The sequence below is a fragment of the Nonomuraea sp. C10 genome, from assembly GCF_008017515.1.
Taxonomy (GTDB): Bacteria; Actinomycetota; Actinomycetes; order Streptosporangiales; family Streptosporangiaceae; genus Nonomuraea; species Nonomuraea ferruginea.
This window is the reverse complement of sequence record NZ_VPFF01000001.1, coordinates 2,302,560-2,326,918: the sequence shown is the minus strand read 5'-3', so window position 1 is coordinate 2,326,918 and position 24,359 is coordinate 2,302,560. Positions and strand designations below refer to the sequence as shown.

General features: G+C 72.4%; 24 protein-coding genes and 1 pseudogene. 11 read left to right on the top strand and 14 right to left on the bottom strand.

Annotation, left to right across the window (positions count from 1 at the left end; all coding sequences use genetic code 11):
* Window positions 1-492 precede the first annotated feature (492 nt).
* Window positions 493-777, bottom strand: coding sequence for an amidohydrolase family protein (locus tag FR742_RS45115; RefSeq protein ID WP_222708885.1), 285 nt, complete (start codon window positions 775-777; stop codon window positions 493-495).
* Between FR742_RS45115 and FR742_RS45110 the strand changes: the two genes are divergently transcribed.
* Entirely contained in the window at window positions 776-1,129 is a 354-nt protein-coding gene (locus tag FR742_RS45110) for a hypothetical protein (RefSeq protein ID WP_222708884.1), read from the top strand. The genes FR742_RS45115 and FR742_RS45110 overlap by 2 nt on opposite strands.
* Here FR742_RS45110 and FR742_RS10445 read toward each other — a convergent pair.
* A complete protein-coding gene (locus FR742_RS10445; RefSeq protein WP_148030766.1) occupies window positions 1,110-1,328 on the bottom strand; it encodes an iron-sulfur cluster assembly protein in 219 nt (72 codons plus the stop codon). The genes FR742_RS45110 and FR742_RS10445 overlap by 20 nt on opposite strands.
* Window positions 1,329-1,471: 143 nt before the next feature.
* Window positions 1,472-2,664, bottom strand: a pseudogene (locus FR742_RS10440) (RNA-guided endonuclease InsQ/TnpB family protein); the annotation flags it as partial.
* Window positions 2,665-2,850: 186 nt separating this feature from the next.
* Between FR742_RS10440 and FR742_RS10435 the strand changes: the two are divergent.
* From FR742_RS10435 to FR742_RS10420, 4 genes are all read left to right on the top strand, one after another.
* On the top strand, window positions 2,851-3,561 hold the full coding sequence (locus FR742_RS10435) for an IclR family transcriptional regulator (RefSeq protein WP_187281077.1): 711 nt from the start codon (window positions 2,851-2,853) through the stop codon (window positions 3,559-3,561).
* A gap of 9 nt (window positions 3,562-3,570) precedes the next feature.
* Window positions 3,571-4,221: an epimerase gene (locus FR742_RS10430; protein WP_148030763.1), complete on the top strand. Its 651-nt coding sequence runs from the start codon at window positions 3,571-3,573 to the stop codon at window positions 4,219-4,221.
* 75 nt (window positions 4,222-4,296) lie between these two features.
* The gene (locus tag FR742_RS10425) at window positions 4,297-5,397 is read left to right on the top strand and encodes an LLM class flavin-dependent oxidoreductase (protein WP_148030762.1); all 1,101 of its coding nucleotides are present in this window, start codon (window positions 4,297-4,299) and stop codon (window positions 5,395-5,397) included.
* Window positions 5,394-6,047 (top strand): FMN reductase, encoded by a 654-nt coding sequence (locus tag FR742_RS10420; RefSeq protein ID WP_148030761.1) that lies wholly within the window; start codon window positions 5,394-5,396, stop codon window positions 6,045-6,047. The genes FR742_RS10425 and FR742_RS10420 overlap by 4 nt, the downstream gene beginning before the upstream one ends.
* Before the next feature lie 3 nt (window positions 6,048-6,050).
* Here FR742_RS10420 and FR742_RS10415 read toward each other — a convergent pair whose 3' ends face one another.
* From FR742_RS10415 to FR742_RS10370, 10 genes are all read right to left on the bottom strand, one after another.
* Window positions 6,051-6,968 (bottom strand): superoxide dismutase, encoded by a 918-nt coding sequence (locus FR742_RS10415; RefSeq protein ID WP_148030760.1) that lies wholly within the window; start codon window positions 6,966-6,968, stop codon window positions 6,051-6,053.
* Between the two features lie 75 nt (window positions 6,969-7,043).
* Window positions 7,044-7,640 (bottom strand): DUF1349 domain-containing protein, encoded by a 597-nt coding sequence (locus tag FR742_RS10410; protein ID WP_148030759.1) that lies wholly within the window; start codon window positions 7,638-7,640, stop codon window positions 7,044-7,046.
* A 46-nt stretch (window positions 7,641-7,686) separates the two neighbouring features.
* Complete coding sequence (locus FR742_RS10405; RefSeq protein WP_148030758.1) at window positions 7,687-9,945, bottom strand: DUF4132 domain-containing protein; 2,259 nt, start codon at window positions 9,943-9,945, stop codon at window positions 7,687-7,689.
* A 77-nt stretch (window positions 9,946-10,022) separates the two neighbouring features.
* Entirely contained in the window at window positions 10,023-12,062 is a 2,040-nt protein-coding gene (locus FR742_RS10400; protein ID WP_148030757.1) for a bifunctional aldolase/short-chain dehydrogenase, read from the bottom strand.
* Window positions 12,062-13,213: an L-rhamnose isomerase gene (gene rhaI / locus FR742_RS10395; protein WP_219548202.1), complete on the bottom strand. Its 1,152-nt coding sequence runs from the start codon at window positions 13,211-13,213 to the stop codon at window positions 12,062-12,064. The genes FR742_RS10400 and rhaI overlap by 1 nt, the downstream gene beginning before the upstream one ends.
* 9 nt (window positions 13,214-13,222) lie before the next feature.
* Window positions 13,223-13,534 carry an L-rhamnose mutarotase gene (locus FR742_RS10390; protein ID WP_148030755.1) on the bottom strand — a complete coding sequence of 104 codons (312 nt, stop codon included), beginning with the start codon at window positions 13,532-13,534 and terminating at the stop codon, window positions 13,223-13,225.
* A 76-nt stretch (window positions 13,535-13,610) separates the two neighbouring features.
* A complete protein-coding gene (gene rhaS / locus FR742_RS10385; RefSeq protein ID WP_148030754.1) occupies window positions 13,611-14,681 on the bottom strand; it encodes a rhamnose ABC transporter substrate-binding protein in 1,071 nt (356 codons plus the stop codon).
* Window positions 14,678-15,652: an ABC transporter permease gene (locus FR742_RS10380; RefSeq protein ID WP_148030753.1), complete on the bottom strand. Its 975-nt coding sequence runs from the start codon at window positions 15,650-15,652 to the stop codon at window positions 14,678-14,680. Before FR742_RS10380 ends, rhaS begins: the two co-directional genes overlap by 4 nt.
* Entirely contained in the window at window positions 15,645-16,676 is a 1,032-nt protein-coding gene (locus FR742_RS10375; RefSeq protein WP_148030752.1) for an ABC transporter permease, read from the bottom strand. The genes FR742_RS10380 and FR742_RS10375 overlap by 8 nt, the downstream gene beginning before the upstream one ends.
* On the bottom strand, window positions 16,673-18,169 hold the full coding sequence (locus FR742_RS10370; protein WP_148030751.1) for a sugar ABC transporter ATP-binding protein: 1,497 nt from the start codon (window positions 18,167-18,169) through the stop codon (window positions 16,673-16,675). Before FR742_RS10370 ends, FR742_RS10375 begins: the two co-directional genes overlap by 4 nt.
* A gap of 168 nt (window positions 18,170-18,337) precedes the next feature.
* Between FR742_RS10370 and FR742_RS10365 the strand changes: the two genes are divergently transcribed.
* The 6 genes from FR742_RS10365 (at window position 18,338) to FR742_RS10340 (ending at window position 23,596) form a co-directional block, all read left to right on the top strand.
* Window positions 18,338-19,645, top strand: a complete 1,308-nt coding sequence (locus FR742_RS10365) for a rhamnulokinase family protein (RefSeq protein ID WP_261808850.1) — start codon at window positions 18,338-18,340, stop codon at window positions 19,643-19,645.
* Window positions 19,642-20,688, top strand: a complete 1,047-nt coding sequence (locus FR742_RS10360) for a LacI family DNA-binding transcriptional regulator (protein ID WP_148030750.1) — start codon at window positions 19,642-19,644, stop codon at window positions 20,686-20,688. The genes FR742_RS10365 and FR742_RS10360 overlap by 4 nt, the downstream gene beginning before the upstream one ends.
* Before the next feature lie 32 nt (window positions 20,689-20,720).
* Window positions 20,721-21,290: a hypothetical protein gene (locus FR742_RS10355; RefSeq protein ID WP_148030749.1), complete on the top strand. Its 570-nt coding sequence runs from the start codon at window positions 20,721-20,723 to the stop codon at window positions 21,288-21,290.
* Window positions 21,291-21,325: 35 nt separating this feature from the next.
* Window positions 21,326-21,931 (top strand): cyclodeaminase/cyclohydrolase family protein, encoded by a 606-nt coding sequence (locus FR742_RS10350; RefSeq protein WP_148030748.1) that lies wholly within the window; start codon window positions 21,326-21,328, stop codon window positions 21,929-21,931.
* A 78-nt stretch (window positions 21,932-22,009) separates the two neighbouring features.
* Window positions 22,010-22,837: a bifunctional 5,10-methylenetetrahydrofolate dehydrogenase/5,10-methenyltetrahydrofolate cyclohydrolase gene (locus FR742_RS10345; protein WP_148030747.1), complete on the top strand. Its 828-nt coding sequence runs from the start codon at window positions 22,010-22,012 to the stop codon at window positions 22,835-22,837.
* Window positions 22,838-22,918: 81 nt separating this feature from the next.
* Window positions 22,919-23,596 carry a type 1 glutamine amidotransferase gene (locus FR742_RS10340; protein ID WP_148030746.1) on the top strand — a complete coding sequence of 226 codons (678 nt, stop codon included), beginning with the start codon at window positions 22,919-22,921 and terminating at the stop codon, window positions 23,594-23,596.
* A gap of 7 nt (window positions 23,597-23,603) precedes the next feature.
* On the opposite strand, the gene FR742_RS10335 is transcribed toward FR742_RS10340, so the two are convergent.
* Entirely contained in the window at window positions 23,604-24,344 is a 741-nt protein-coding gene (locus FR742_RS10335; protein ID WP_261808462.1) for a sulfite exporter TauE/SafE family protein, read from the bottom strand.
* Between the last annotated feature and the right edge of the window lie 15 nt (window positions 24,345-24,359).

Sequence of the window (24,359 nt, the reverse complement as noted above, 5' to 3'; positions counted from 1 at the left end):
TGTGCCACCCGTGCCAGCCATCCGGCCCCCTACATACTCACGCCCGCCGTCGGCTCGCTGACGGCTACTGGCATATCGGTCGGCAACACCTTCGCGCTACTCATGACGACTGTCATTCACGCCCTGTAAGTCGTTGAGGTGATCGGCTCACCGCCCGGTCGTCGTGAGACGGGGGTTGCGTCCACGACGTTGCGCAACCAGTCACCATTGGGGCCGCACGTGAGGGGATACCTGGCTGACGCCACGATGCCGACCGCGCTCCGGCTATCTGGTGGAGCGCCGCCAGGCGCTCTCTTCCGGCGGGCTGTCCGAGCGGAGCGAGAGCCTTCAGGGGCCGGCCGCCAGGCCGGCTGGAAGTAACGCCTGAGCTGAAGGGCGCGGAGCGCCTCCTGGGCGAAGCCCTTTGTGTCGGGTGGGTGCCTGGGGTTGGGGTCGAGGGTGCCTGGGGAGGGGGCGCTGCACCGCCCGTATCGGTCCCAGGAGGTCGCCGGGTCAGGTGGACAAGCCGTGCAAGCGGAGCAGGTTCTCGCCGAGGATCTTGCGTTTGGCCTGGTCGGTGAGCTGGGGGTAGCCGTAGCCATCGCAGAGGTCCTGCGGGATCTGGAAGTCCTTGAAGGTGCGCAGCGCCCACTGCGGGTGGAAGATGGGCGCTTCCGACCCGTACACGATCTTGTCTTCGCCGCACCAGAAGAGCAGTTTGTCGATGATCTCGGCGAACATGCGGGGGGCGCGCACGACGAAGTCGATATCGGGGAAGTTGGCGGCGGCGCCGTCCATGTCCCAGGTCTGGGTGTGCTCGATGGGCTGCGGGCCGAGGCACGCCCTTGTGCACGCCGATGAGGTTGACGCCGAGGTCGCGGGCCTTTTCGAGGTCGGGGAAGGCGACGCGCGGGTCGTCCATGCGCCACGGGTAGGGGGAGCCGTAGTCGTAGCGGACGTCGTAGAGCTTGAAGGCGCGGGCGTTGTGCTCGCCGACCTGGCGGTCCATGAGGCCGAGCGCCTTGCGGCCCTCCAGGGGGTTGATCGAGCCCCAGAAGACGGTGCGTTCGGGGTCGCGGGCGGCCAGTTCTGCGCATGCGCGATGCTGTCGAACACGAACATGTCGTCGATCACCGCAGCTCCTCCCTGATATATGCCGATTTGTCGGGCACAGACGCGGAGTCGGGCACGCGGGCGGCGAACGGGCACCCGCCGGTCGTCAGCAGCAGCTCCACGCGGGCCCGGCCGCCGCTCAGCTCGACGGAGCGGACCAGGCCCATCTCGACGACGGAGATGCCCTTCTCGCGGCAGCACGAGTCGTAGACCGAATCCAGCGCTCGGTATGCCATGGCGGTATGTCCGGCATAGCCCCATCGTCGGCCTAGGGTGTCGCCCGGGGTAACCTGCCCGTTTTCAGATGACGCACGTTCTGGGTACGGCGGATGCTGGTGTGCTTGACATCCTCCCCCTCCTGAAGGAGGGGGAGTCCCACGGTCGCCCGTGAGGGTTCCTGTTTCACCGCCGGTCGCCCGCCCGAGAGGACTCTCGTTGAGGTCTTACACCAGCTCCACAGGCGTTTCAGCTCTCCGCCAGCCCGGCGGCGAGGATGTTCTTGGCCGCGTTCACGTCCCGGTCGTGGACCACGCCGCAAGCGCAGGTCCAGTCGCGGACGTTCAGCGGCATCTTCTCCCGCTGTGCCCCGCACGCCGAGCACAGCTTGGAGGACGGGAACCACCGGTCCACGACCACCAGCGTGCGACCGTACCAGGCCGACTTGTACTCCAGCATGCCGCGCAACTCCCGCCACGAGGCGTCCGAGACGGCACGGGCCAGGCCGCGGTTCTTGACCATGTTGCGGACGGTCAGGTCTTCCACGGCGATCACTTGGTTTTCGCGAACAAGCCGTGTGGTGACCTGGTGCAGATGGTCGCGTCGCCGGTCGGCGATCCGGGCGTGCACCCGCGCGACCTTGACCCGGGCTCTGGCCCGGTTGTTCGATCCCTTCTCCTTGCGGGCCAGCGCCCGCTGGGCCTTGGCCAGATTGCGCCGATCAGCCCGCTCATGCTTCGGGTTGATGATCTTCTCGCCGGTGGACAGCGTGGCCAAGGCGGTGATGCCCGCATCCACGCCCACCGACCGCCCGGCCGGAGCCAGCGGCGTGATCTTCTCCTGCACCAGGACGGACACGAACCAGCGTCCGGCCGCGTCCTTGCTCACGGTCACCGTGGACGGCTGCGCGCCCTCGGGAAGCGGGCGCGACCACACGATGTTCAGCGGGGCGTCCATCTTCGCCAGCGTCAACCGGCCGTCTTGCAAGCGGAACGCCGAGCGGGTGTACTCCGCCGCTGCCCGCGACTTCTTCCTGCTCTTGAACGTCGGGTACTTGGCCCGTTGGGCGAAGAAGTTGGCGAAGGCCGCTTGAAGGTGGCGCAGTGCCTGCTGCAAAGGCACCGAGGACACCTCGGACAGGAAGTCGGCCTCGCCGCTGCGCTTCCATGCTGTGAGCATGGCCGAGGATTCCACGTAGGAGACGCAGCGGCCTTCCTGTGTGTAGGCGCGAGTGCGCTCGTGCAGTGCCTTGTTGTAGACGAGGCGGACGCAGCCGAAGGTCCGGGCCAGCTCGGAGGCTTGCTCGGGGGTCGGGTAGAAGCGGTATTTGTAGGCCCGCTTCACGATCTGCGCCACGCCCCATACTCTACGTCAACGATCAGTCACGAGTCGTGTGTTTGTTCGATATGCCGGTTCGCCTGGCGGCGAATCGGCTGCCCCTGTCCTGCTTCACAAGGGTCCGATTCCTCCCCCGCCTGAAGGCGGGGGTCTCCTCGGAGGTACACGATGAAAGGCGAGGAACCCAGTGATCTCATCCGTAGCGTGTCCCGCGCGCTGCGCGTGCTGGAGGAGGTCTCCCAGTCCGACCGGCCGCTGACGGTCAAGGTGATCGCGCGCCGGTGCGGGCTGAATCTGTCGACGTCCTACCATCTGGTGCGCACGCTCTGTTACGAGGGTTACCTGCATCGGCGGCCCACCGGGGACTACCTGCTCGGGCCTCAGGTGGCCGAGCGCTTCCACGACATGCTGGACGCCTTCCGCCGGCCTCCGGAGGCGTGGGCGGTGCTCACCCACCTGGCGGCGACCACCGGGCACACCGCCTATCTGGCGCGGCTGGCCGACAGCCGGCTGGTGGTCGCGGGGGTGGCGGAAGGGCCGGCGTCGCCGTACCTGGAGGATCTGCAGACGGGGCTGGAGGCGGCGCCGCACGCGACGGCGCTCGGCAAGGCGCTGATGCTGACGCTCCCCCGGGAGGCGCGGCGGGCGCTGCTCGCCGAGACCGGGATGCGGCGGTTCACGCCCGCGACGCCGGTCCGGCCGGAGGAGCTGGAGGCGGAGCTGGGCGGGATGCGCGAGGACCAGGTGGTGGAGGAGCACGGGCAGTTCCGCGAGGAGGTGGCGTGCGCCGGCGTCGCGGTGCCGGGGGCGACCGCGGACCCGCGCTGGGCCCTCGCGATCTCGACGCGAGGGCTGGACATCCCGCCGTGGGTCCGCCGCAGGCTGCGCGAGGCGGCCGCCGACCTGGGGGGTTAGGCTGCGGTCATGAGGGTCGTCGTGTTCGGCGCCACCGGCATGCTCGGGCAGGGCGTGCTGCGCGAGTGCCTGGCCGACGACCGGGTGGAGGCGGTGCTGACCGTCGGCCGCTCCCTCACCGGGCTCGCGCATCCCAAGCTCCGCGAGATCCGGCACGCCGACCTGCTCGACCTGGCGCCCGTCGCGGGCGAGCTGGCCGGGTACGACGCCTGCTTCTACTGCCTGGGGGTGTCCTCGGCGGGGATGGGCGAGCGGGAGTACCGGCGCGTCACGTACGACTTCACGCTGTCGGTGGCGGGCACGCTGGCCGGCCTCAGCCCGGGCTCGACGTTCGTGTACGTGTCGGGGATCGGCGCCGACGCCCGGAGCCGCACGATGTGGGCCAGGGTGAAGGGCGAGACGGAGAACGCGCTGCCGGCGCTGCCGCTGGAGGTTTTCGTGTTCCGCCCCGGATACATCCAGCCGCTGCACGGGGCCACGTCCAGGACCCGGCTCTACCGGCTGGCGTACGTGGTGGCGGCGCCGTTCTATCCGATCCTGCGGCGGGTGTTCCCGTCGTCGGTGACCACGACGGAGCAGATCGGGCGGGCTATGATCGCGGTGGCCGCGCACGGTGCGCCCGTCCGGGTTCTCGACGCGGCCGCGATCAACGCTCTGTGACACCCTGGAATAACGCGGTATGCCCGGACGCTTACATAGCTGTTGAAACTTCAACAGTACAGGTGGGTGACTAAAATGCAGTTTGGGATCTTCAGCGTCGGCGACGTGACCACGGATCCGACCACGGGGCGGACCCCCACCGAGGGCGAGCGCATCAAGGCGATCATGCGGATCGCGCTCAAGGCCGAGGAGGTGGGCCTGGACGTGTTCGCCACCGGGGAGCACCACAACCCGCCGTTCGTGCCGTCCTCGCCGACGACCATGCTCGGCTACATCGCCGCCAGGACCGAGCGGCTGGTGCTGTCCACCGCCACCACCCTGATCACCACGAACGACCCGGTCAAGATCGCGGAAGACTACGCGATGCTGCAGCACCTGGCCGACGGCCGGGTGGACCTGATGATGGGGCGCGGCAACACCGGGCCGGTCTACCCGTGGTTTGGGCAGGACATCCGGCAGGGCATCCCGCTGGCGGTCGAGAACTACGCGCTGCTGCACAAGCTGTGGCGCGAGGACGTGGTCGACTGGGAAGGCCGCTTCCGGACCCCGCTGCAGGGCTTCACCTCGACGCCGCGCCCGCTGGACGGGGTGCCGCCGTTCGTGTGGCACGGCTCCATCCGCACTCCGGAGATCGCCGAGCAGGCCGCCTACTACGGCGACGGGTTCTTCGCCAACAACATCTTCTGGCCGAAGGAGCACTTCATCCGGCTGATCAGCCTCTACCGGCAGCGGTACGCCCACTACGGGCACGGCACGCCGGAGCAGGCCATCGTCGGGCTCGGCGGGCAGGTGTTCATGCGCAAGAACTCCCAGGACGCGATCCGCGAGTTCCGCCCGTACTTCGACAACGCCCCGGTGTACGGCCACGGGCCGTCGCTGGAGGACTTCATGGCCGAGACGCCGCTGACGGTCGGCAGCCCGCAGCAGGTCATCGACCGTACGCTCCAGTTCCGCGAGTATTTCGGCGACTACCAGCGGCAGCTGTTCCTCATGGACCACGCCGGGCTGCCGCTGAAGACGGTGCTGGAGCAGCTCGACATCCTCGGCGAGGAGGTCGTGCCGGTGCTGCGCAGGGAGTTCGCGATCGGCCGCCCGGCCGGCGTCCCCGACGCCCCCACCCACGCCTCCCTGGTCGCCGCCCGGGAAGCCGAGAACGTCAAGGAGGTCAACGCATGAAGCTCGTCGTCGTGACGGCCGGGCTGACCCAGCCGTCCTCCACCCGCCTACTCGCCGACCGCCTCGCGCAGGCCGCCGGCGAGCGGCTCGGCGGCGCGGCCGAGACGACCGTCGTCGAGCTGCGCGACCTGGCGGTGGACATCGCCAACAACTTCGTCACCGGCTTCCCGAACACCCGGCTGCGGCAGGCGATCGACGCCGTCACCGGGGCCGACGGCCTGATCGCCGTGACCCCGGTGTTCACCGCCTCCTACAGCGGGCTGTTCAAGTCGTTCTTCGACGTGATCGACCCGCAGGCGCTGGCGGGCAAGCCGGTCCTGATCGGCGCCACCGGCGGCACGCCCCGGCACTCGCTGGTGCTGGAGCACGCCATGCGTCCGCTCTTCGCGTACCTGCGCGCCGTGGTGACGCCGACCGCCGTGTACGCGGCCTCCGAGGACTGGGGCGGCGGCGACGACGCCTTCACCGACGGGCTGTCCGACCGGATCGCCCGCGCGGCGTCGGAGCTGGCCGACCTCATGGGCCGCCGGGCCCCGCACGCCGCGCCGCCGGTGAACGGGAACGGGAACGGGAAGCGGGCCGGCGGCGCGGAGGCCGAGGAGGTCGTCCCGTTCGAGGAGTATCTGGCCTCGATCCGGCCCTCGTCCTGACGGTCAGCGCCTGGCATTGACGGACACCACGTCGTAGGCGGTGTCGGGGGCCGGTGGGGTGGTGAAGCGGGCGTTCGGCAGGTAGAGGCGCCCGCCGAAGGCCGCCACCGTGGTCGGCACGTCGAACCGGTCGTCGGTCAGCCGGTCGACGACCCGTCCCGACGAGCCGTCGGCGCTCATGCGGACCACGGCCACCGTGTTCAGCCGGTTCTGCACCACATACAGGGTGCGGCCGCGCAGCAGCAGGCCGTCGCCGTTGGCGAGCGACTCGCCGCCGAGGTCGACCTCGGTGGTGACGCCGCTGCGCGGGTCGGCCTTGAACAGCTTGCCGGTGTTGGACTGCACGACGAGCAGGTTCCTGTGGTCCGGCGTGGGGGCGATGCCGTTGGCGTTGGTGCCGGTGGCGAACTGGATCGCGCCGGTGAGCGGGATGGTCACCGCCTCCCGCGGGAGCCCGCCGTGGCGGCCGAGCGGGAGCTTGTAGAGCACCGGGTTGGCCGAGTCCGTGATCCAGGCGGCGTCGCGGAAGAGCAGCACGTCGTTGACGAACGCGGTGCCGGTGGCGAGCTGGTACGACCTGATCACCGCGCCGGTGCGCAGGTCGATGACGCGTGCGTCGCCGGCGTTGCCCCCGGCGACGAACAGCCGCCCGCGGTCGTCGGACTTGAGGCCGAGCGACTGGGTGCCCGGGCCCTTGCTGATGATCTTCCCCTGGCCGGTGCGCAGGTCGGCGCGGTAGATGTCGCCGGTCGCCCGCGATCCGAAGTAGGCGTGCGGGCCGGGGCCGATCTCGATGCCCTCCGGCTGGAACCCCGCCGGCAGCGGGAAGGCGGCGGGCGGGGCGGCCGCCTGGGCGGGCGGGGCCAGGAGCGCGCCCGCGAGCGCCGCGCAGAGTGCGGTCTTGAGGATCGCTGATCTCATGCGGCCCACGATCCCCCTGCCGCAGGCCGCCGCAAAGGCCCAGGAGCGGGCTTCACAGGGACCTCTGAGGATTGTTCACTCCCCGTTGCGCAGATCGGTCAGCCGTTCGGACGCGTACCGGATGTCCTCGAAGCGGACCGTGGCGCCCTGTCCGGTGGGGCTCTGGGCGAGGAAGCCGGCCTCGGGGTCGCCGTCGAGCGCGAAGTATCTGATGAGGCCCCAGGGGCCGGCCCCTTCGGCGACGTGGAAGGCGAAGGCGGCGCCGACGCGGGAGACGCGGAGCCTGATGTCGTCGCCGGTCATGGGCACGGAGTTGCAGTCGTCGGAGACGCCCCGGGTGACCACCGAGACGACGGTGGGCGTGCCCTGCGGGGAGAGTTCGAGGCAGAGCTTGGCCCACCGGTCGCCGTCGGCGTACAGCAGCAGGACGCCCGCGTCGAAGGTGGAGCGGAGGTCGAGCTTGACCCGGGCGCTGAGGGTGAAGTCGCCATCGAGCCGTCCCACCAGGGCGGGTGCGTTGGCGTAGCGGTTCGGCTCGCCGGGGTCGGAGAACAGGTCGGTGCCCGCCGCCGCGGTGATGACGAGCGTGTCGTCGCCGTCGGCGCGCCACCCTTCGGGCTCGTTCAGCCAGCGCAGCGGGGCGGGGAACGCGGGCAGGGATACGGCAGCCATCAGGCGTCTTCCTCCAGAGTCGTCACGCGACCGGTCCGCCCTCACCCTAGCCCTGATTGGGAGCGCTCCCAATAGATCTGGCGCTCTCGTCCGTGATCCCGGTGTCGGCGGCCAGCAGGAACGCCTTGCCGAGGATGAGCGCGAGCGTGCCGTCCTCCTCGAAGGGCAGGAAGATCCGCCCGCCGGGCTTGCGTGCGCCGGCGATGGACAGGGGGACGTCGCCGGGCTCCATGAGGACGCCCGCACTGCCCAGGTGGATCTTGTAGGTGCGCAGGTCGCCGCGGACGACCAGGTGGCGGTCGGTGAGCGTGCACCGGCCGGCGATGGCGGTGCCGGGCAGGATGCGCTCCAGCGCGTCGCGGCGCACCCGAGCCGACGCCGGCAGCTCGTACGCCTCGGCGGAGCGCGCGTGGCGGTCGCCGTCCAGGGCGGGGTCGGCCACGAACAGGTCGACGTCGCGCATGGCCTCGCTGAAGACCAACGGCGGCACCCCGGCCAGGGGCGTCTCCCGCCACTGGCGGCCGTCGCGCCGGTCGAAGCGGACCTGGGCGGTGGTCGCGTACGCGGCGTCGCCGGTCAGCTCGTAGCCGAACCGGACCCGCCACGCGCCCTCGGCCAGCTCCTTCCACGCCTCGCCCGGCTCGCCGTGGTGGCGCAGCCAGGCGGGCTGCCAGCCGCGCTGCTTGGCGAGCGCGTAGAGGCGGTCGTGGCCGACGAGGCGGGCGGCGAACCTGCCGGAGGAGGCGGCGTGCTCCTCGGCCGGGGTGAGCGCGTAGACCTCGCGGTAGGCCTGCTTGAACGGCTGGCGCAGCCGCCGCTCGGCGACGGTCTCGCGCCAGGCGCGGATCTCCTCCATCGGGGCGCGGGCGGGGTGCCAGAGGGTGACCTCGCCTCCGGGCTCGCGGTCGCCGGGCAGGAACGGGGCGCCGTCGTGCCAGATGAGGGCGCGGGCGACGGCGCCGGTGACGGGGTGGTCGCGGTAGAGGCGGGCCCACTCCCCCGGCGGCCAGGACCGTTCGACGCCGAACAGGGCCTCCAGCCGGTCACGCTCGGCCGACAGGGTGTGCCGCACCTCCTTGACCAGGGCCTTGATCTCGCCGGCGGCGGCGAGCCCGGAGGGCAGGCCCCGCCTGGTGCGCCCGCCGGCGTCGCGGGCGGTGACGCGCACGGTCCTGGCGTCCTCGACGGTGACGGTGACGGTCCACGCGCCGTCGGCCCAGGCGCGGCTGCCGTCGGCGGACAGCCCGTGGCCGGGGACGCCGCGCTCGACGAGCTGGGCGGCGGTGACGCCGTGACGGGCGGCGGCCGTGGCCAGGGCGGCGGCGATCTGCTTGAGCAGGGATCTGCTCCTGACGTCCTGCTGGAGGCGGCGCAGCGCGTCGACGGCGCCCTCGCACTCGGCCAGCGCGTGGACGACGCCGCTGGCCAGTTTGAGGTCGGGCTCCGTGCCGCTGCCGTGGCCGCCCGCCGCGAGGACCAGCCGGGTGAGGGCGGGCGCCGCGCCGCCGGCCCCGGCCAGGGCCGCGGCCCAGGCGAAGCCGCGGGCGACGTCGGTGTTGACGTCGGTCATGAGGAGGCGGGCCGGGCCCCCGTGACGGCCGCCCTCGTAGCGGGCGCCGTCGAAGGCGCGCAGACCGGCCGCGACCAGCTCGCCGGCGCCCTCGCCCGCCAGCAGCTCCAGGCAGCGGGCGCGCCACGCCTTGGCCGGGCGCGGGCCGCCGGCCACGCTCAGGTGGTCGACGAGGGCGACGAGGTGCGGGGCGGGCGGCTCGCCCAGATGGTCGCGTACGGCCGCGCCCCAGCCATCTCTGCCCAGGGGCAGAGCGAGCGGGCTGGGATTGACCCGGGCGAGCGCGCGCTGCATGCCCTTGCGCTCGTCGGGGCTGAGCGGGCACTCCTCGATCGCGTCGAACAGCGGCTCGACCGCCTTCCACGGCTCGTGCCGCGCCTCCGCGGGGAGCGCGGCGCTCTCGCCGGCCAGATGGCTGATCCAGCCGACGTCGCCGTGGTCGAGCCGGCGCTTCCTGGCGGCGGCGAACAGCTCGGTCATCTCGGCCGGGGTCCACGCCCCGCCGCGGTGGACCGCCAGCGACAGCTCGCGGCCGTATGCGTCGGCCCGCAGCCGGGCGAGGCGGACGGCGGCCTCGCGGCAGGTGGCCCGGTCCGCCTTCGCCAGGTGGCGGTGGACCACCTCCAGCACGGTGTGCGCCTTCGCGCGGATCCGCTCCCGCTCGTCGTGGGCGGTGATGTGGAGGTCGTCCATGGCGCGGTCGAGCGTCTCGAGCTTGTCAAGCCATTCCAGCATGGCGCCGATCATGCCCGACGGCACCGACAAAGACGCCGCCCCCGGCTGTCCTGCCGGGGGCGGGGTTCCGGTACGGATCAGCGCAGGAACGCGGCGGCCACCCCGGCGTCGACGGGGACGTGCAGGCCGGTGGTGTGCGACAGGTCGCCGCCGGTGAGCGCGAACACGGCCGCGGCCACGTGCTCCGGCAGCACCTCCTTCTTCAGCAGCGTCCGCTGGGCGTAGAACTCGCCGAGCTTTTCCTCCTCGACCCCGTACACGGCCGCCCGGTTGGCGCCCCAGCCGGAGGCGAAGATGCCGGAGCCGCGGACCACGCCGTCGGGGTTGACGCCGTTCACCCGGATGCCGTGGGCGCCCAGTTCGGCGGCGAGGAGCCGTACCTGGTGGGCCTGGTCGGCCTTGGCGGCGCCGTAGGCGACGTTGTTCGGCCCGGCGAAGACGCTGTTCTTGGAGGAGATGTAGACGATGTCGCCGCCCAGGTCCTGGTCGATCAGCACGCGGGCGGTCTCGCGGGAGACGAGGAACGAGCCGCGCGCCATCACGTCGTGCTGGAGGTCCCAGTCGTCGAGCGTGGTCTCCAGCAGCGACCGCGACAGCGACAGCCCGGCGTTGTTGACGACGAGGTCGACGCCGCCGAAGGCCAGCACGGCCTGCCGGATCGCCTCCTGGACCTGCTCCTCGGAGGTCACGTCAACGCCGGCCGCGATCGCCACGTCCCGCCGCAGGTGAGCGGCGGCCCCCAGCTCGGCGGCGACCTTCTCGGCGGCGGCCAGGTCGCGGTCGGCGACCACCACGCAGGCGCCCTCGGCGGCCAGCCGGCGGGCGGTGGCGGCGCCGATGCCGGACCCGCCGCCGGTCACCAGGGCGACCCGCCCGGCCAGCGGCCTGGGCTTCGGCATCCGCCGGAGCTTGGCCTCCTCCAGCTCCCAGTACTCGATGCGGAACTTCTCCGCCTCGTCGATGGGCCGGTAGCTGGACAGCGCCTCCGCGCCGCGCATCACGTTGATCGCGTTGACGTAGAACTCGCCGGCCACCCGGGCGGTCTGCTTGTCCTTGCCGAAGCTGAACATGCCGACGCCGGGCACGAGCACGATGGCCGGGTCGGCGCCGCGCATCGGCGGCGAGTCCGGGGTGGCGTGCCGCCGGTAGTAGGCGGCGTAGTCGTCGCGGTAGCGGGCGTGCAGCTCGCGCAGCCGGGTCACCGCGTCGGCCAGGGGGGCGTCCGGCGGCAGGTCCAGCACGAGCGGGGCGACCTTGGTGCGCAGGAAGTGGTCCGGGCAGGAGGTGCCGAGCGCCGCCAGCCGGGGGTGTTCGGCGCGCGACAGGAAGTCGAGCACCTCGGGGGTGGCGGTGTAGTGGCCGACCTGCCGGGCGTCCGTGCCGGCCAGGCCCCGGACGACGGGGAACAGCTCGGCGGCGCGGCGGCGCCTGGCCTCCTCCGGCAGCGGCTCGTGGACCACCGGCCCGAACGGGTCGGGACGGCCGTGCGCGGCGATGTGGGCCTCGGCGGTGCGGATGATGTCGAGCGAGTTGCGCTCGCACTCCTCGCTGGTGGCGCCCCAGGCGGTGATGCCGTGGCCGCCGAGCACGCAGCCGATGGCCCGCGGGTGGTCCTTCTTGATGGCGGCGATGTCCAGGCCGAGCTGGAAGCCGGGCCGCCGCCACGGCACCCACACCACGCGGTCGCCGAAGATCCGCTCGGTCAGCTCGGGACCGTCGGCGGCGGTGGCGATCGCGATGCCGGAGTCGGGGTGCAGGTGGTCCACGTGAGCGGCGTCGACCAGGGCGTGCATGGCGGTGTCGATCGACGGGGCCGCGCCGCCCCTGCCGTGCAGGCAGTAGTCGAACGCGGCGACCATCTCGTCCTCGCGCTCGACGCCCGGGTAGACGTCCACCAGGGCGCGGACCCGGTCCAGGCGGAGCACGGCGAGGCCGGCGGCCTTGAGCGTGCCGAGGTCGCCGCCGGAGCCCTTGACCCACATGAGCTCGACGTCGCCGCCGGTGACCGGGTCGGTCGCGGAGCCCTTGGCGGAGGTGTTGCCGCCGGCGTAGTTGGTGTTGCGGGGGTCGGCGCCGAGCCGGTGGGAGCGGGCCAGGAGTTCGTCGGGCGTGGTCATCAGGCGCCCCACCCGGCCTGGGCGCCGCCCACCCGGTCGGCGGCGATTTTCTCGAAATATCCGGACTTGGCGTACGCGGCCATCGGGTCCGGCGCCAGCCCCGACTCCTCCCGCAGCTCCGCCAGCAACGGCCGCACGTCGGTGTTGTAGGCGTCCATCAGCACGGCGTTCGCGCCGAGCACGTCACCGGCCCGCTGGGCCGCGGCCAGCGCCTCCCGGTCCACGAGCAGCGCCTTGGCGGTGGCCTCCTGCACGTTCATCACCGACCGGATCTGCCCGGCGATCTTCGGCTCGATGTTGTGGCACTGGTCGAGCATGAAGGCGGTCCGCTCGGTGAACCCGCCGCCGCCGATCACCTCGTACATGATCCGGAAGAGCTGGAACGGGTCGGCGGCGCCCACCATGAGGTCGTCGTCGGCGTAGAAGCGGGAGTTGAAGTCGAAGCCGCCGAGCTTCCCCTCGCGCAGCAGGAACGCCACGATGAACTCGATGTTGGTGCCCGGCGCGTGGTGGCCGGTGTCGACCACGACCTGCGCCTTCGGGCCGAGCTTCACGCAGTGCGCGTACGCGGTGCCCCAGTCGGGCAGGTCGGTCATGTAGAAGGCGGGCTCGAACAGCTTGTACTCCAGCAGGAACCGCTGGTCGTCGCCGAGCCGCTGGTAGACGGCGGCCAGCGCCTCGGCCAGCCGGTCCTGCCTGGCCCTGATGTCGTCCTGACCCGGATAGTTGGTGCCGTCGGAGAACCACAGCTTGAGCGTGTCGGACCCGGTGGCGTCCATGATGTCCACGCATTCGAGCAGGTGCGCCAGCGCCTTGGCCCGCACCTTCGGGTCCGGGTGGGTGACGCTGCCCAGCTTGTAGTCGTCGTCCTGGAACACGTTGGAGTTGATCGCGCCGATGCCCACCCCCAGCCCGGCTGCGTGACTTGCCAGGTCGGCGTAGTCGTCGACCTTGTCCCACGGGATGTGCAGCGCCACCGTCGGCGCCACCCCGGTGAACGCGTGCACCTGGGCGGCGTCGGCGATCTTCTCGTACGGGTCGCGTGGCACCCCCCGCTGGGCGAACACCTTGAAGCGCGTGCCGGAGTTGCCGTACGCCCACGACGGCGTCTCGATCCGCTGGGCGCGGAGCGATTCCTTGATCATTCTCATATCCCCGATTCAATCCAGATGGAAGACTTCTCCGAGCAGGACCCGGCCCTGGTCGGCCCGGCCCGACTCGAAGAACGGCGCCATGTCGGTCTCCCACCGGGTGCTCACCCCGGTGGCCGCCATCGCCCGCTGCGCCGCCTCGAAGTCGTCGGTCTCCAGGTAGCCGACCAGCAGGCCGTCGTCGCTCAGGAAGAGCGAGTAGTTGCGCCATCCGGCCCCGCGCAGCGCGTCGAGCATCTCCGGCCACACGTGCCGGTGCCGCTCGCGGTACTCGTCGAGCCGGTCCGGCCGGACCTTCAGCAGGAAGCACACCCGCTCCACAGATCTCTCCTTCCCGCGCACGCGCGCCCCGGGCCGGTCCCGGGACGCGCGCGCACTGTGTGTCGATGCGTGAGGGTCAGAAGTCGAAGTCGTCGATGTTGGACGCCTCGAAGGTGAACGGCGGGCCGAGGATGACCTCACCCTTCGCGCCGATGGTCCGCTCGCCGAGCTTGCCCGCCTTGAACGTCTCGCCCTCGGCGCCGGTGATCTGGCCGGACACCAGCGCGGCGGCCGCGTAGGAGGCCAGGTAGCCGAGGTCCTTCGGGTTCCACAGGGCGAACTTCTCGACGGTGCCGTCCTTGACGAACTGGCGCATCTGGTTCGGCGTGCCGAGGCCGGTGAGCACGACCTCGCCCTTGTACTTGGAGCCGGAGATGTAGCGGGCCGCCGCCGCGACGCCGACGGTGGTGGGCGAGATGATGCCCTTCAGGTCGGGGTAGGCCTGCAGCAGGCCCTGCGTCTCGGTGAACGACTTCTGGTCGTCGTCGTCCCCGTAGGCGACCTTGACCAGCTCCATGTCCTTGTACTCGGCCTTGGTCAGCTCGTCCTTCATGAACTCGATCCAGGTGTTCTGGTTCGTGGCGTTGGCCGTGGCCGACAGGATCGCGATCTCGCCCTTGTGGCCGATCATCTCGGCGAGCAGCCGGACCTGGCTGCGGCCGACCTCCTCGGAGCCGGCCTGGTTGATGAACAGGTCACGGCACTCGGGCGCGGCGTCCGAGTCGTACGAGACGATCTTGATGCCCTTGTCCCTCGCCTGCTGGAGCGGGCCGCACACGGCGTTGGGGTCGTTGGCCGAGATGAGGATGGCGTCGTGGCCCTGCTGGGTGAGCGTGTTGATGTAGGAGATCTGCGAGGACGCGGACGCGTCGGACGGGCCGACCTCCTTGGCCTCGCCCTGGAACTCCCCGGCGGCCTCGGCCCCCGCCTCGGCGACGATCGTCATGTAGGGGTTGTTGATCTGCTTGGGCAGGAAGGCCAGCTTCAGGCCCTGCTTGATCGGCGCGTCCGGGTCGGCGGCGGCCGCCGCGGACGAGGCGGGCGGCTGGGCGGGCGCGGACGTGACGCTCGACTTGGTGGTGCCGCCGCAGGCCGCGACGCCGAGGGCGAGCACTGCCGTGAGTGCGGCGAGGCGCATCGGTCTCATGGGGTTCCTTTCAGTGCCGACGTGCCGGATCTGACCGGTCTGAGCAGGGAGATGAGACGGGGGGTGAGCACCGAGACGATGAGCAGGAGGCCGGTGACGATCGACTGGATCTCGGTCGAGACGTCGTTGAGCATGAGCAGGTTGCGCAGCAGCCCGATGAGCAGCACGCCGGCGATGACGCCGCCGAGCGTGCCCTTGCCGCCGTCGAAGTCGACGCCGCCCAGCAGCACGGCCGCGATCACCGCCAGCTCGATGCCGAGCCCGTTGTCGGCGCGCGCGGACCCGTAACGCAGGGTGAAGACGACGCCGGCGAAGGCGGCGACCGTGCCGGAGAACACGAACAGCAGCAGCTTGATCCGCTTGACCCGGATGCCGCTGAAGAACGCGGCCTGCTCCTGCGCGCCGATCGCGAACAGCGCCCGGCCGAAGCCGGTGGCGTGCAGCACCACCGCGACGACCACGGCCAGCAGGACGAACAGCGCGACCGGGTACGGGACGAACGTGCCGGGCACGTCGTCCACGGCCAGCGCCGTGTACTGGGGCGGGAACTGGGCCACCGCCTTGTCGCCGAGCACCACGTACGCCAGCCCCCGGTAGAGGGCGAGGGTGCCGATCGTGACGGCCAGCGACGGCAGCCCGAGCCGGGTGACGAGCAGCCCGTTGACCAGCCCGCAGAGCGCGCCGGTGAGCACCACGAGCGGGATGATGGTCTCGATCGCCATGCCGCCGTCCCACAGCGCGCCGACCAGCGCGCTCGACAGGCCCAGCACGGACGCGACCGACAGGTCGACCTCGGCGGCCACCACGAGCATGGTCATGGCGAGCGCGATGAGCGCGATCTCGCCGAGGTCGCCGAGCGCGAACGACAGGTTGCCCGCGGTGGCGAACGAGGGCGAGCCGAGGGCGCCGCCCGCGAACACCGCGACCAGCAGCAGCCCGATGATCACGTCCCAGCGGAGCACTCTAGCCATGGCGGCTCCTCCTTCTGAGCAGCCGGGCGACCCGCAGGGCCAGCACCCGGTCGACGCTGATGGCGATCAGGAGCAGCGCGCCGGTGATGGCCTGCTGCCAGAACGGGTTGACCCGGAGCACGACCAGGGCGCCGCCGATCACGGTGAGCAGCAGCGCGCCGAGCGCCGCCCCGTACACGCTCCCCACGCCGCCGGTGATGGCCACGCCGCCGACCACGACCGCGCTGATCACCAGCAGTTCCCAGCCGTTGGCGGAGTCGGCGACGACGGTGCCGAAGCGGGCCAGCCAGAGCACTCCGGCGAGCCCGGCCAGGCAGCCGCTGACCAGGTAGGCGGCCAGGACGCGGCGGCGGACCGGGACGCCGGCCAGCCGGGCGGCCTCCGGGCTGGACCCGATCGCGTAGAACTCCCGCCCGCTCGGGTAGGCCCGCAGGTAGTAGCCAATCGCGAACATGATCACCACGGTGATGAGCGGCAGGTACGGCACGCCGAGCACGGCCCCGTTGCCCAGCGACAGCAGCGCGGGCGGCAGGTTGACCGCGTTGATCTGGCGACCGGCCGCGACGTAGTGGCACACGCCCTGGAAGACGTAGAGCGTGCCGAGCGTCACGACCAGGGCCGGCACCCGGCAGAAGCTGACCAGCAGCCCGTTGAGCAGGCCGCAGGCGGCGCCGATGGCGACGCCGAGCACGACGCCCGGCACGACCCCCCAGCCGCTCGCGAGCGCGTCGCCCACCACGAACGCGACCAGCCCGACCACGGAGCCGACGGACAGGTCGAGGTTGCGGGTGATGACCACCATCGACTGGCCGACGGCCAGCAGCGCCAGGATCGCGGTGTTGAGCAGGATGTCCTCGACGCCCTGCCCGGACAGGAAGTTCGGGTTGACGGCGGCGGTGCCGCCGACGAGCGCGGCCAGCGCGAGGACCAGGCTCAGCTCGCGGGCCCTGAACACCAGGTCGACCAGGTTGCGGGCGCTGCGGTCGCGGGCCGCGGGTTCGGGCCGGGTGGTGGTGGCGGTCACGCGGCCCTCCCGGTGGCGGCGGACATGACGCTCTCCTCGGTGGCCTCGGCGCGCGGGATCTCGGCGGCGATCCGGCCCTCGTGCATGACCAGCACCCGGTCGGCCATGCCGAGCACCTCCGGCAGGTCGGAGGAGATCATCAGCACCGCGATGCCCTGCCCGGCCAGCTCCGACAGCAGCCGGTGCACCTCGGCCTTGGTGCCGACGTCGATGCCGCGGGTGGGCTCGTCCACGATGAGCACCGACGGGCCGGTGGCCAGCCACTTGGCGAGCACGACCTTCTGCTGGTTGCCGCCGGACAGCACGCCGACGCCGTCGCGGAGACCGGCGAACTTCAGCCGGAGCCGGACCGCCCAGTCCCTGGCCCGGTCGCGTTCGGCGGCGCGGGAGATGGTGAGGCCGCGGCGCAGCGAGCGCAGCCCGGTCAGGCCGATGTTGCGCTCGATGGACAGCTCCATGACCAGGCCCTGCTGCCGCCGGTCCTCCGGCACCAGGGCGAGCCCGGCGGCCATGGCGGCGGTCGGGCTGGCGGCGGGCAGCGGCCGGCCGTCCACGTGCACGGCTCCGGCGTCCCACCGGTCGATGCCGAAGACCGCCCTGGCCACCTCGCTGCGGCCGGCCCCGACCAGGCCGGCGAGCGCGACGATCTCGCCGCGCCGCACCTCGAACGAGACGTCGGTGAAGACGCCCTCCCTGGTCAGCCGCTCGACACGGAGCGCCACCGCACCCGCCTCGGTGTCCTGCTTGGGATAGAGGGCGCCGAGCTCGCGGCCGACCATCCGGCGGATGAGGTCGTCGTGGGTGAGCCCGCCGACGGGCTCGCTGGCGATCCAGGCGCCGTCGCGCAGGGTCGTGACCCGCTGGCAGAGGGAGAAGATCTCGTCCAGCCGGTGCGAGATGAACAGGACGGCGCACCCCTGCCCGCGCAGCGCCTCCACCACCGAGAACAGCCGGGCCACCTCGTTGCCCGACAGCGCGGCCGTCGGCTCGTCCATGATCAGGACCCGGGCGTCCCTGGAGATGGCCTTGGCGATCTCGACGAGCTGCTGGTCGGCGATGGACAGGCCGCGGGCCGGCTGTTCGGGGTCGACGGTGACGCCGAGCCGGGCGAACAGCTCAGCGGACCGGGCCCGCATGGCGCGGCGGTCGATGCGGCGCAGTGAGGTGCGGGGCTGGCGGCCCATGAAGATGTTCTCGGCCACGGACAGGTCGGGGAAGAGCGTCGGCTCCTGGTAGATGACGGCCACACCGGCCCGCTGGGCGTCGGCCGGGTTGTGGAAGACGACGGGCTCGCCGTTCAGCAGCACCTGGCCGCTGTCCGGGCGGTGGACCCCGGCGAGCGTCTTGACGAGGGTGGACTTGCCGGCGCCGTTCTCCCCCGCGAGCGCGTGCGCCTCCCCTGCGAACAGTTCCAGCGACACCTCGCGCAGGGCCCGCACGGCGCCGAACGACTTGCTGACGTTGGCGAGCGCGAGGGCGGGGGGACCACTCATGCGTCCTCCGGACGACAAACGTTTTAACTGGATGTTTCCGGAATCTAGGTGCTGCACCCGTGGCCGTCAATGCCTTCAGCCGATGTCTGGCGCAGATGGAGTTGCTACGTTTTAATCAAGGTCGTGCGATTCACAGCTGTTGATCTGGGCGCCTCCAGCGGGCGGGTGATGAGCGCCGGCGTGTCCGGCGGACGGATCGAGCTGGAGGAGGTGCACCGTTTCCCCAACCGGCCCGTACGGGTGGGGGGAACCCTGCACTGGGACATCCTCTCCCTCTACCAGGGGGTGCTCGACGGGCTGCGCGAGGCTGGCCCGGCCGAGTCCGTCGGGGTCGACTCGTGGGCGGTGGACTACGGGCTGCTCGACGGCGACGGCAGGCTGATCGGCAACCCGGTGCACTACCGCGACGCGCGCACCGCCCGCTTCACCGAGCGGGTGGACCCGTACGAGGTGACGGGGATGCAGTTCCTGCCCTTCAACACCGTCAACCAGCTGCTCTGCGAGCCGCTCGACCGGGCCGAGACCATGCTGCTGATCCCGGACCTGCTCGGCTACTGGCTGACCGGGACCATCGGGGCCGAGCGGACCAACGCCTCCACCACCGCCCTGTACGACGTGAGCGGGCGGGAGTGGGCCTGGGAGCTGATCGACAAGCTGGGGCTGCCCAGGCGGATTTTCCCGAGCTTCGCGGACTTTCTGGAAAGCGCTTCCCCGTTGCGGGAGGACGTGGCGGAAGAGGTCGGCTACCGCACGGAAGTGGTCAAGGTCGCCTCCCACGACACCGCCTCGGCCGTGGTGGCCGTGCCCGCCGGGACCGACCGCTTCGCCTACGTCTCCTGCGGCACCTGGTCGCTGGTCGGCGTCGAGCTGCCCGCGCCCGTGCTCACCGAGGAGAGCCGCCTGGCCAACTTCACCAACGAGGCCGGGATCGACGGCACCACCCGCTACCTGCGCAACGTCATGGGCCTGTGGATCCTCCAGGAGTGCCTGCGCGCCTGGGGCGGCCCGCCCCTGGAGCCGCTGCTGGCCGAGGCGGAGACCGCGCGCACGGACACGGTCGTCGACCCGGACGATCCGTCGTTCCTGCCGCCGGGCGACATGCCGGCCAGGATCGCCGCCTACTGCGCCCGCACGGGGCAGCCGGCGCCGGAGGGGCGCGCGCAGGTCGTACGATGCATCCTGCAGAGCCTCGCCCTCGCCTACCAGCGGGCGATCGCCGACGCCGTCCGGCTGAGCGGCCGGCCGGTCGAGGTCGTCCACCTGGTGGGCGGCGGGTCGCTGAACACGCTGCTGTGCCGGCTCACCGCCGACGCGACCGGGCTGCCGGTCGTGGCCGGTCCCGTCGAGGCGGCCGCGCTCGGCAACGCGCTGGTGCAGGCTCGCGCGCGCGGCCTGGTCGGCGGCCTGGCCGAGATGCGGGAGCTGGTCCGGCGCAGCGCGGGCGTGCGCACCTACGAACCACGGGAACGCGGATGAGTATCGACGGTTGGGACGAGACGCCGGCCGGGGCAACCCGGCCGAGCCCGTCCATCAAGGATGTCGCGGCCCTGGCGGGGGTGTCGCCCGGCACCGTCTCCAACGTGCTCAACCGGCCCGAGAAGGTCGCCGGGGCCACCCGCGACCGGGTGGAGAACGCGATCAAGGAGCTGGGCTTCGTCCGGCACGGCTCGGCGTCCACGCTGCGCGCCGGCCACAGCCGCACCATCGGCCTGTCCGTGATCGACATCGGCAACCCGTTCTTCACCGACGTGGCCGCCGGGGTCGAGGACCTGGCCAGCGAGCGCGGCTACGCCGTCATCCTGGGCAACTCCTCGGGCAGCCGGGTCAAGGAGGAGCGCAACCTGCTCGTCTTCGCCGAGCAGCGGGTGCGCGGGGTGCTCATCACCCCTTCCGACCAGGACCCGATCCGGCTCGACCGGCTGCGCGAGCGCGGCATCAGCGTGGTGCTCGTCGACCACCCGGCCGAGCGGCCCGACCAGTGCGCGGTCGCGGTCAACGACGTGACGGGCGGGGCGATGGCCGTCGAGCACCTGCTGGCGGGCGGCGCCGACCGGGTCGCCTACGTCACCGGGCCGGCCGCCATGCGCCAGTGCCAGGACCGGCGGCGCGGCGCCGAGCGAGCGCTGGCCGCCGCCGGGCGCGACCCGCGCGACCTGCGCGAGGTGGCCATGCCGGCGATGACCGCCGCCGCCGGGCAGCAGGCCGCCGAGAAGCTGCTGGCCCAGGACGTGCTGCCGGACGCGCTGTTCTGCGCCAACGACCTGCTGGCGCTGGGCGTGCTGCGCGGGCTGCTGCAGGCGGGGGTGCGGGTGCCGGAGGAGGTGTCGCTCATCGGGTACGACGACATCGACTTCGCCTCGGCCTCGACCGTGTCGCTCAGCTCGATCAGGCAGCCGACCTACCAGCTCGGGCGGGCGGCCACCGAGCTGCTGCTCGACGAGTGCGACAACCCCGACACGCACGCCCACCAGCAGATCATGTTCCAGCCCGACCTCGTCGTGCGGGAATCCACGCGGTAGCTTGGGGGGCCAACCGAACAACGGGGAATGTCATGACCAACGGTGTTCGTCACGTGCTCGGGTTCGTCGCCGGCCTGTTCCTCCCGTCGTTGATTCTGGTCGGCCTGCTGTACGGCACGGGCGAGATCACCCTCTCCGCCCAGCGGTTCTTCGCCGTCTCCTGGGCGGCGATCGGGGTGCTGGTGGTCACCGCGATCGGGCTGGCGTTCCTGGTGGGGTCGCGGCTGTCCCCCGTCGCGTCGCTGCTGGGCGGGCTGCAGTACACGGTGCTGGGCCTGCTGCCGATCCTGGAGCTGGGCGGCACGCGCCTGCTGCCGACGAACTGGCTGCCGCTGCCCCTGGCCAGGGGCTACATGAACGCCGGTTACCTGGGGTTCCTGCTGCTTCTCGGCGTGCTGCTGCTGGCGGCGTCGGCGTTCCCGTCGCGGTGGCGCGGCCGGCCCAGGACGGACGGCCAGCCCGCGCCCTACTACGCCCCCGGTCCACATGCCTACTCCGGCCCCGCCGGTCCTTCCGGCCCGCCGCCCGCCGCCGAGCGCGACCCGTACGCCGGTGAGCCGTGGCGCGGGGACGACGCCACCCGCCCGATGCGCCGCGACTGACCGGCCGGAGGCACGGGGCTGGCAGAATGCCTGGCATGCGTGACACCACCATCGCCGCCTTCCTGTCCGAGCTCGCCGGCAAGGTGCCCGCGCCGGGCGGGGGCGCCACCGCGGCCCTGCACGCGGCGCAGGCCGCGGCGCTGCTGGGCATGGTGGCCCGCTACTCCACCGGCGAGAAGTACGCCGAGCACGCGGCGGTCGTCTACGCCGTGATCGGCGAGACCGACGAGCTGCGGGCGCGGGCGCTGGACCTGGCGGAGGCCGACGCGGCGGCGTTCACCGCGGTGAGCGACGCCTACCGGCTGCCCAAGGGCGAGGAGCGCAGCCTCTCCATCGCCCGCGCGCTGGCCGGCGCGGCCGAGCCGCCCGCGCGGGTGGCCGAGACGGCGTACCGGCTGGTGGAGCTCTGCGAGGCGCTGCTGCCGATCGGCAACCGCAACCTGCTCACCGACGTCGCGGCGGCGGCCGAGGCGGCGCGTGCCGCGCTGACCACGGCCCGGGTGAACGTCGAGGTCAACCTGGGCGGCATCACCGACGAGGGCACCCGCGGCGCGCTGCTGTCGCGCCTGGCCGAGGTCGACTCCGCCGCCGCCCGCGCCGAGCGGGTGACGGCCGAGGTACGCACCGGTCTGAAGACGTGAGCGACCCCTTCGCGCCGTAGGACTGGCGCAGGGAAACGGACGGGAGTTGAGGACACTGGCGGGCGAGAGGGCGGGCGCGTGAGGAAGCTGACCGGCAAGGAGCTGGCGCAGGCGATCAGGGCGCAGACGGCCGCCGAGGTGGCGGCCGGGCCGCAGCCGCGGCTGGCCGTGGTGGTGGCGACCGACGACGAGGCGAGCCTGTGGTACGTGCGCTCGATCGCCAAGGCGGCGGCCGGGGTGGGCATCGCGGCCGACATCGTGGACCTCGGCCCCGCCGCGAGCCCCGGGCAGATCCGCGAGAGCCTCGTCAGGCTCAGCGGGGACGGCGGCGTGCACGGCCTGATGCTGCAGACGCCGCTGCCGCCGGGCGCCTCGGCGCAGGAGCTGGCCGGGGCCATCGACCCGCGCAAGGACGTCGACGGCGCCAACCCGCTCTCGCTGGGCAGGCTGGCCGCCGGGCTGCCCGCGTTCGCGCCCGCCACGGCGGCGGCGGTGATGGCGCTGCTCGACCATTACGGCGTCGAGCTGAAGGGCAGGCGCGCGGTGGTGGTGGGCCGCTCCACGGTGGTCGGCAAGCCGCTGGCCCACCTGCTGCTCGACCGGCACGCCACGGTGACGGTGTGCCATTCGCGCACCCACGACCTGGCCTCCGTCACCGCCGCCGCCGACGTGCTGGTCGCGGCCGTGGGCCGGGCGGGGCTGATCGGCGCCGATCACGTGGCCCCTGGCGCGGTCGTCATCGACGTCGGCACCAACCCCACCGACGACGGCGGCCTGGCCGGCGACGTCGACTTCGAGCCGGTGTCGGCCAGGGCCGGGGCCCTCACCCCGGTGCCGGGCGGCGTGGGGCCGGTGACCACGGCGCTGCTGCTGCGCCACACCGCGAGGGCGGCGAACCTTCCGTGAGCCGTCATTCCGGCGGCTTCGGGCTCGGCCGGGCCGGGGACGTGGACGAACTGATGCTCGGCTCGATGGCGGAGGCCCGCGATGCGTGACGTCCTGGTGGTGCAGAACAGCCGGAGCGGCGGCCCGGGCCGGTGGGGCGGCTGGCTGGAGGAGGCGGGGCTGCGGCTGGACGTGGTGCACGCCTACGACGGCGAGCCGGTGCCCGACCGGCTGCGGCACGACGCCATGATCATGCTGGGCGGCGGCTACCTGCCGGGCGACGACGACCGGGCGCCGTGGCTGGCGCCGACCCGCAAGCTGGTGGCCGAGGCGCTGGCGGCGGAGGTGCCGCTGTTCGGCATCTGCCTGGGCGGGCAGATGATCGCCGAGGTGGCGGGCGGCGAGGTGACCGCCGACGCGGGCGCCCCCGAGAACGGCAGCCTGCCGGTCACCATCCGGCCGGAGGCCGCCGATGACCCGCTCTTCCACGACCTGCCCGGCGTGGTGCCGGCCATCGAGCACCACGTCGACGCCATCACCGCGCTGCCGCCCGGCGCGGTGTGGCTGGCGGAGACCGCGCGCTGCCCGTACCAGGCGTTCCGGGTGGGCGGCCGGGCGTGGGGGGTGCAGTTCCACCCGGAGGTGCCGCCGGCTCGGATCAGGGAGTGGCGGGCCGACGGGTTCGACCCGGACGAGGTGTACGCGCGGGCGGTGGCGGACGAGCCGGTCTCCGCGCCGATCTGGCGGGAGGTGGCCCGCCGCTTCGCCGGGCTCGTCTGAACGGCGGTCAGCTCGTGTACGCGTCGTAGCCGAGCTTCACCGCGACCGCCAGGCCGCAGGCGGCGGCGAGGTAGCGGAGGCTCTGGCCGGGAAGACGCCGGGCGATCTTGGGGCCGAACCAGCCGCCGAGCAGGAACCCCAGGGCCAGCGGGACCGCCGCGCCCCAGTCGACCGGCCCGAACACCGCGAAGCCGGTGGCGGCGACCGCGTTGGCCATCCCGGACAGCACGTTCTTCAGCGCGTTCAGCTTGGCCGGGCTGCCCTCCAGCATCGACGACAGGACCGCCAGCATGAGGATGCCGCCCGCCGCCCCGAAGTAGCCGACGTAGATCGCGACGGCGAACAGCGCGCAGCGCATGAGCGGCCCGTGCTCGCTGTCGAGCTCTCCCCGGGGCGGGCGGATCAGCAGCAGCGAGGCCAGGCCGATCAGCCACGGGGCGATCTGCTCGAACGTCTCGGACGGGGTGACCAGCAGCAGGAAGGCGCCCGTCGCGCCGCCGAGCATGGTCAGCCAGCCCAGCCTGAGCACCCGCGGCCCCTGCCCGGCCAGCTCGGGCCGCGAGCCGAAGGCCGCGCCGAGGCCGGTGAACAGCAGCGCGACCGTGTTGGTGACGTTGGCGGTGAGCGGCGGCAGCCCGAACGCGAGCAGCGCCGGATAGGACACGATCGAGGCGAGGCTCACCACGGTGCTGACCACGCCGGCGAACGCGCCGACGGCGAGCAGGCCGAGCACCTCTCCCACGATCACCCGGACATGCTAGGC